This window comes from Mycobacterium sp. 1245801.1 (assembly GCF_001673055.1).
In the GTDB taxonomy this organism is placed as follows: domain Bacteria; phylum Actinomycetota; class Actinomycetes; order Mycobacteriales; family Mycobacteriaceae; genus Mycobacterium; species Mycobacterium europaeum_A.
The window spans coordinates 1-6,370 of record NZ_LZKY01000416.1 but is presented as its reverse complement, the minus strand read 5'-3'; the positions used below and the strand labels follow the sequence as shown (position 1 = coordinate 6,370).

8 protein-coding genes and 1 pseudogene are annotated in these 6,370 nt (G+C 67.2%); 6 read left to right on the top strand and 3 right to left on the bottom strand.

What is annotated here, in order from left to right; translation table 11 throughout:
* Window positions 1-233 (bottom strand): annotated as a pseudogene (locus tag A5622_RS26635) (hypothetical protein); the annotation flags it as partial.
* Window positions 234-314: 81 nt separating this feature from the next.
* On the opposite strand from A5622_RS26635, the gene A5622_RS26630 reads away from it, so the two are divergent.
* Genes A5622_RS26630 through A5622_RS26605 form a run of 6 tightly spaced genes read left to right on the top strand, consistent with a single transcriptional unit; the run spans window position 315 to window position 4,927 of the window.
* On the top strand, window positions 315-1,838 hold the full coding sequence (locus A5622_RS26630) for an aldehyde dehydrogenase family protein (protein ID WP_066882274.1): 1,524 nt from the start codon (window positions 315-317) through the stop codon (window positions 1,836-1,838).
* Window positions 1,838-2,323, top strand: a complete 486-nt coding sequence (locus A5622_RS26625; RefSeq protein WP_066882272.1) for a DUF779 domain-containing protein — start codon at window positions 1,838-1,840, stop codon at window positions 2,321-2,323. Before A5622_RS26630 ends, A5622_RS26625 begins: the two co-directional genes overlap by 1 nt.
* Before the next feature lie 19 nt (window positions 2,324-2,342).
* A complete protein-coding gene (locus A5622_RS26620) occupies window positions 2,343-2,621 on the top strand; it encodes a putative holin (protein ID WP_197498233.1) in 279 nt (92 codons plus the stop codon).
* Window positions 2,614-3,192 carry a hypothetical protein gene (locus A5622_RS26615; RefSeq protein WP_066882270.1) on the top strand — a complete coding sequence of 193 codons (579 nt, stop codon included), beginning with the start codon at window positions 2,614-2,616 and terminating at the stop codon, window positions 3,190-3,192. Before A5622_RS26620 ends, A5622_RS26615 begins: the two co-directional genes overlap by 8 nt.
* Window positions 3,193-3,241: 49 nt before the next feature.
* Window positions 3,242-4,639, top strand: coding sequence for a dihydrolipoyl dehydrogenase (gene lpdA / locus A5622_RS26610; protein WP_066868751.1), 1,398 nt, complete (start codon window positions 3,242-3,244; stop codon window positions 4,637-4,639).
* 9 nt (window positions 4,640-4,648) lie between these two features.
* Window positions 4,649-4,927 carry a hypothetical protein gene (locus A5622_RS26605; protein ID WP_066868749.1) on the top strand — a complete coding sequence of 93 codons (279 nt, stop codon included), beginning with the start codon at window positions 4,649-4,651 and terminating at the stop codon, window positions 4,925-4,927.
* Here A5622_RS26605 and A5622_RS26600 read toward each other — a convergent pair whose 3' ends face one another.
* Window positions 4,928-5,488, bottom strand: a complete 561-nt coding sequence (locus tag A5622_RS26600; protein WP_066868747.1) for a carboxymuconolactone decarboxylase family protein — start codon at window positions 5,486-5,488, stop codon at window positions 4,928-4,930.
* On the bottom strand, window positions 5,485-6,370 hold an 886-nt coding region (locus A5622_RS26595; RefSeq protein ID WP_156753105.1), incomplete at its 5' end, for a short-chain fatty acyl-CoA regulator family protein. The genes A5622_RS26595 and A5622_RS26600, both read right to left, overlap by 4 nt.

The following is a 6,370-nucleotide window of genomic DNA, read 5'->3' as shown; positions in this document are numbered from 1 at the left end:
CTGGAGATCAGGCGGCCCGTGGGACCGAGCCGGTCCGCGACGAGAAAGCCGGTCTCGCCCGGGCCCGCCGCCACCTCCAGAACGGTCTGGCCCGGTTGCGGATCAACCTGCTCGACGAGCCATTCGGACACCGCGCGCACGTCGCCGAACATGCGTTCCCGGTGCTGTTCCCAGGCCGGTGCCACGGATCTCCACTGCCGAAGCGCCTCCTCGGCTGAATGCGTCTCGGCCATGCTCGTCCCCCGCGTCGACCCGACATCCCCGGATGAGTGCAGCGTACTGTGAGCTGTGTCACGAGGGAAGGAGCCGAAAAGATGCCTGTTTTCGCACGTCCAGGTTCTGCCGGGGCGTTGATGTCGTACGAATCCCGCTACGAGAATTTCATTGGCGGGCAGTGGGTTGCGCCGGCCAAGGGCCGCTACTTCGAGAACCCGACCCCGGTCACCGGCCAGCCGTTCTGCGAGGTGGCCCGCTCCGACGAGGCCGACATCGACAAGGCACTGGATGCCGCGCACGCCGCCGCCCCGGCGTGGGGCAAGACGGCACCCGCGGAGCGCGCGGCAATCCTGAACAAGATCGCCGACCGCATCGAGGAGCACACCGCCGCGCTGGCGGTGGCTGAGGTCTGGGACAACGGCAAGCCGATCCGCGAGGCGTTGGCCGCCGACATTCCGTTGGCCGCCGACCACTTCCGCTACTTCGCCGCGGCGCTGCGCGCGCAGGAGGGCGCGCTGAGCCAGATCGATGACGACACCGTGGCCTACCACTTCCACGAGCCGCTCGGAGTGGTCGGGCAGATCATCCCGTGGAACTTCCCGATCCTGATGGGTGCCTGGAAACTGGCGCCCGCGCTGGCGGCCGGCAACGCGGTGGTGCTCAAACCCGCTGAGCAGACACCGGTTTCGGTGCTCTACCTGATGTCGCTGATCGGCGACCTGCTCCCGCCGGGAGTGGTCAACGTCGTCAACGGATTCGGCGCCGAGGCCGGCAAGCCGCTGGCGTCGAGCAACCGGATCGCCAAGATCGCGTTCACCGGCGAGACCACCACCGGGCGGCTGATCATGCAGTACGCGTCGCAAAACCTCATCCCGGTCACGCTGGAGCTCGGCGGCAAGAGCCCCAATATCTTCTTCTCCGACGTGATGGCCAAGGCCGACGACTACCAGGACAAGGCGCTGGAGGGCTTCACCATGTTCGCCCTCAACCAGGGCGAGGTGTGCACGTGCCCGTCGCGCAGCCTGGTTCAGGCCGACATCTACGACGAGTTCCTCGAACTGGCCGCGATCCGCACCAAGGCAGTCCGCCAGGGTGATCCGCTGGACAGCGAGACCATGCTGGGCTCGCAGGCCTCCAACGACCAGTTGGAAAAGGTGTTGTCCTACATCGAGATCGGCAAAAACGAAGGCGCCAAGGTGATCACCGGCGGCGAACGCGCCGAGCTCGGCGGCGACCTGTCCGGCGGCTTCTACATGCAGCCCACCATCTTCAGTGGCGACAACAAGATGCGGGTCTTTCAGGAGGAGATCTTCGGGCCGGTGGTCACGGTGACGTCGTTCGCCGATTACGACGACGCCATCTCGATCGCCAACGACACCCTGTACGGCCTGGGGGCCGGGGTGTGGAGCCGCGACGGCAACACCGCCTACCGGGCCGGGCGCGACATCCAGGCCGGCCGGGTGTGGGTGAACTGCTACCACGTCTATCCGGCCCACGCCGCGTTCGGCGGCTACAAGCAGTCCGGCATCGGCCGGGAGAACCACAAGATGATGCTCGACCACTATCAGCAGACCAAGAACCTGCTGGTGTCCTACTCCGAAAAGGCGCAAGGGTTCTTCTGATGCTTCCGCCCCCCGGGGTGGTCATCACCGCCCCGGCCGCCGAGGTGCTGGCGCGGTTGCAGGCCGCCCACGGCCCGGTGATGTTCCACCAGTCCGGTGGCTGCTGCGATGGGTCGTCGCCGATGTGTTATCCGCTCGGCGATTTCCTGGTCGGCGATCGCGACGTCTTGCTCGGCGTCCTCGACGTCGGGACAGACGGTGTGCCGGTGTGGATTTCGGGTCCGCAGTACACCGCCCACTATCGCGACAAGCACACCCAGCTGGTCATCGACGTGGTGCCCGGCCGCGGGGGCGGGTTCAGCCTGGAGGCGCCCGACGGCGTGCGGTTCCTGTCCCGCGGTCGCGTCTTCACCGACGACGAACGGGCCGCAATGGCCGCCGCGGCGGTGATCACCGGCGCGGATTACGAACGCGGTGAACGCCCCCCGGCACGGGGTCCGGTGGTGACCGACGCGGCGTCGTCAACGTGCCCCCCGCGCGGGTAGCCGCAGTACAGTCGAGAAAGTGATTCCCCTTCCGCGTCCCTGGTTGTTGGCCAGCGCCATGCTGATCGGCAGTGCGGTCGGACTTTTGGCGGGCGTGGCCTGCACCCTGGCGATTCACGCCAGCGTCCGCCCGGGCGTCGCCATCGCGTCGGTGGTCGGCATCCCCAGCGTCGTAGGGCTGGCGACGATCCTGTTCTCCGGGCGCCGGTGGGTCACCATGCTCGGGGCGTTCCTGCTGTCGGTGGCGCCCGGCTGGTTCGGTGTGCTCGTCGCGCTACGGGTGACCGCCGGTGGCTGACGACAAGGACGCCTCGAGCCCCGGCACCGAGGCGTTCGTACCGGACTTCTCGGATGACGAAGACGACTCCGAGCACACCGGCACCCAATCCTGGGTGCCCGATTTCGATGACGAGACCGGCGAGCACCCCGCGGTGGCCGAGCCGGAGCCCGCCGCCGCACCGGCGGCAGCCGCGACGCCGGAGGCTAGCGAGCAGGAGTCGCCCGAGCCCGTCGGCCCCGTGCAACCGATCAACGTGCCCGGCCGGTATCTCTACCTCAGGTGGTGGAAGCTGGCCCTGGTGCTGCTGGGCGTGTGGTCCGCGGCGGCCGTGATCGGGCTGGGGCTGTTCTCTTGGTGGTACCACTCGTCCGACAAGACGGCGGCGCTGTTCGTCGTCCTGGCCTACGTGGTGGTGTGCATCGTCGGCTCGGTGATGCTGGCGATGACCGAAGGCCGGCCGCTGATCTCGGCGCTCGCGGTGGCGCTGATGTCCGGGCCGTTCGCGTCGCTGGTCGCCGCGGCACCCCTGTACGGCTACTACCACTGCGAGCGAGCGGGGCACTGTCTGGTCGGTGTCATTCCCTATTGACGGCTCGCCCGGGCGGCCGCCAGAGGCCGCGGCCAACTAGGGTGGGCTCGTGACTTCTCACTATGACGTCGTCGTCCTCGGGGCCGGTCCCGGCGGATATGTCGCAGCCATTCGCGCCGCACAGCTGGGGCTGAGCACCGCGGTGATCGAACCGAAGTACTGGGGTGGCGTCTGCCTCAACGTCGGGTGCATCCCCTCCAAGGCGCTGCTGCGCAACGCCGAACTCGCCCACATCTTCACCAAAGAGGCCAAGACGTTTGGCATCAGCGGCGAGGCGACCTTCGACTACGGCGCCGCGTTTGACCGCAGCCGCAAGGTGGCCGAGGGCCGCGTCGCCGGCGTGCACTTCCTGATGAAGAAGAACAAGATCACCGAAATCCATGGCTACGGCCGCTTCACCGACGCCAACACGATCTCCGTCGAGCTCAACGAGGGCGGCACGGAGACGGTGACTTTCGACAACGCCATCATCGCCACCGGCAGCAGCACCCGCCTGGTCCCCGGCACGTCGCTGTCGGCCAACGTGGTCACCTACGAGGAACTGATCCTGTCCCGCGAGCTGCCGGAGTCGATCATCATCGCCGGTTGCGGGGCGATCGGCATGGAGTTCGGCTATGTGCTGAAGAACTACGGCGTCGACGTGACCGTCGTCGAGTTCCTGCCGCGCGCGCTGCCGAACGAGGACGCCGATGTCTCCAAGGAGGTCGAGCGGCAGTTCAAGAAGCTGGGCGTGAAGATATTGACCAGCACCAAGGTCGAGTCGATCTCCGACAACGGCTCCGAGGTGACCGTGGTGGTCAGCAAGGACGGTAACTCGCAGGAACTCAAGGCCGCAAAGGTGTTGCAGGCCATCGGTTTTGCCCCAAATGTCGAGGGCTACGGCCTGGAGGCGGCCGGCGTCGCGCTGACCGACCGCAAGGCCATCGGAATCACCGACTACATGCGGACCAACATCGAGCACATCTACGCCATCGGCGACGTCACCGGAAAGTTGCAGCTGGCCCACGTCGCTGAGGCCCAGGGTGTGGTGGCGGCCGAAACCATCGCCGGCGCAGAGACTTTGGCGCTCGGTGACTACCGGATGATGCCGCGCGCGACGTTCTGCCAGCCCAACGTCGCCAGCTTCGGGCTCACCGAGGAGCAGGCTCGCGAGGAGGGCCACGACGTGGTGGTGGCGAAGTTTCCGTTCACCGCCAACGGCAAGGCCCACGGCGTGGGCGACCCCAGCGGGTTCGTCAAGCTGATCGCCGACGCGAAATACGGTGAGCTGCTGGGCGGACACCTGGTCGGCCACGACGTCTCAGAGTTGCTTCCGGAGCTGACGCTGGCCCAGAAGTGGGACCTGACCGCAACCGAGCTTGCCCGCAACGTCCACACCCACCCGACCATGTCCGAGGCACTGCAGGAATGCTTCCACGGCCTGACCGGGCACATGATCAATTTCTGAGTAAGAGATATGCGCACCGTCACCCCTCAGGCCCTCGCGGGTGCCGTCGGTGGCCTGGCGACCGGTTATGTCCTGTGGCTGCTGGCCATTTCGAACGGCGACAACGCGACCGCCGGCCACTGGGGCCCGCTGGTGCTGCTGGCGTCGGTGGTGCTGGGGATCGGCGCCGCGCTGTGGGGCTTGCGGCAGCGCCGGCGGGGCAAGCGGCCGTGGGCGGCGTTCGCCTTCGCGCTGCCGGTGCTTCCCGTGATACTGACGCTGGCCATCCTCGCCGACGTCTACCTGTAGCTAGCGCGGATGGTCCAGCGGAATCTCGAGCGCTGACATGGTCGCGGCCAGACCGTCGTATTGGCTTGCAAGCAAACAGAATTCGATCAGCTGCCGCCGATCCAGGTGGGCGGCCAGCGCCTGCCAGGTCTCGGCGGTGACCGTCCGGTCCTTGACGAACTCGTCCGTCGCCGACAGCAGCGCCTGCTGACGCACCGTCAGGCGCGCATCGACCGGGTCCAACCGCTGCGGCCACGCGAAGATCGCGGCCTGCAGATCGGCGTCGAGCCCGGCGGTGCGCGCCATCCGGCGATGGTGCTGCAACTCGTATTCGCACGAGCGCAGGTGCGCGACGCGCAGGATCACCAATTCGGTGTCGATGGTCGGGAGCTTGCCGCGCAGCAGTCGGCCCCCGTAGGCCAGCCAGGTCCAGAACAGCAACCGGCGCTGCCCCAGGGTGGTGAACAGGTGCATCTCCGGGGCCCGCACGGTGCGCGCACCCAGCTTGGCGATCACCCAGTTGATCGGCCCCAGTTCGCGGAACCGCCCCGGCGGGATGCGGCCGTCTGCCGGCGCGCTCACGGCTGGGTCACCAGGTAGGGCGACACCGTGCTGCGGTGCTCGTCGAGATCGAGTGCGCGGCCGAGTGCGGGGAAGGCGCGCTGTGGGCAATTGTCGCGTTCGCAGACCCGACAGCCCGCGCCGATCGGTGTGGCCACTGTTCCTGGTTCCCCCGAGACGTCGAGTCCCTCCGAGTAGACCAGCCGGTGAGCGTGGCGAAGCTCGCAGCCCAGGCCGATCGCGAAGGTCTTACCCGGCTGACCATACCGGGCCGCGCGCCGTTCCACGGTGCGGGCCACCCACATGTAATTGCGGCCATCGGGCATCTGGGCGATCTGCACCAGGATCTTGCCCGGGTTGGCGAACGTCTCGTAGACATTCCACAGCGGGCAGGTGCCTCCGCTGGAGGAGAAGTGAAACCCGGTGGCGGACTGACGTTTTGACATGTTCCCGGCCCGGTCGACCCGGACGAACGAGAACGGCACACCCCGCATCGACGGCCGCTGCAACGTCGAAAGCCGGTGTGCGATGGTCTCGTAACTGATCGAGTAGAACGAGGACAGCCGCTCGACGTCGTAGCGGAAATTCTCCGCGACGTCGTGGAACTGGCGGTAGGGGAGCACGGTGGCCGCGGCGAAGTAGTTGGCCAGCCCCAGCCGGGCGAGGGTGTGTGACTCGTCGCTGGTGAACTTGCCCTCCTCGACCAAAGTGTCGATCAGATCGCCGAATTCGAGGTAGGCCAGTTCGGCGGCCATCTTGAACACCTGCTGTCCCAACGACAGGTGGTTGCTGAATTCCAGCGTCTTGGTTTCGGGATCGAAGCGGTGCAGCACGGTGTCGCCTAGATCGATCCGCCGGTTGATGTGCACACCGTGCACCTCGGTGAGCCGGCGGGTCAGCTCG

Excerpts from the sequence above, each read along its gene's own strand:
- A5622_RS26625 (WP_066882272.1), top strand. The coding sequence starts at position 1,838 with ATGCTTCCGCCCCCCGGGGTGGTCATCACCGCCCCGGCCGCCGAGGTG.
- A5622_RS26630 (WP_066882274.1), top strand. The coding sequence starts at position 315 with ATGCCTGTTTTCGCACGTCCAGGTTCTGCCGGGGCGTTGATGTCGTAC.
- A5622_RS26605 (WP_066868749.1), top strand. The coding sequence starts at position 4,649 with ATGCGCACCGTCACCCCTCAGGCCCTCGCGGGTGCCGTCGGTGGCCTG.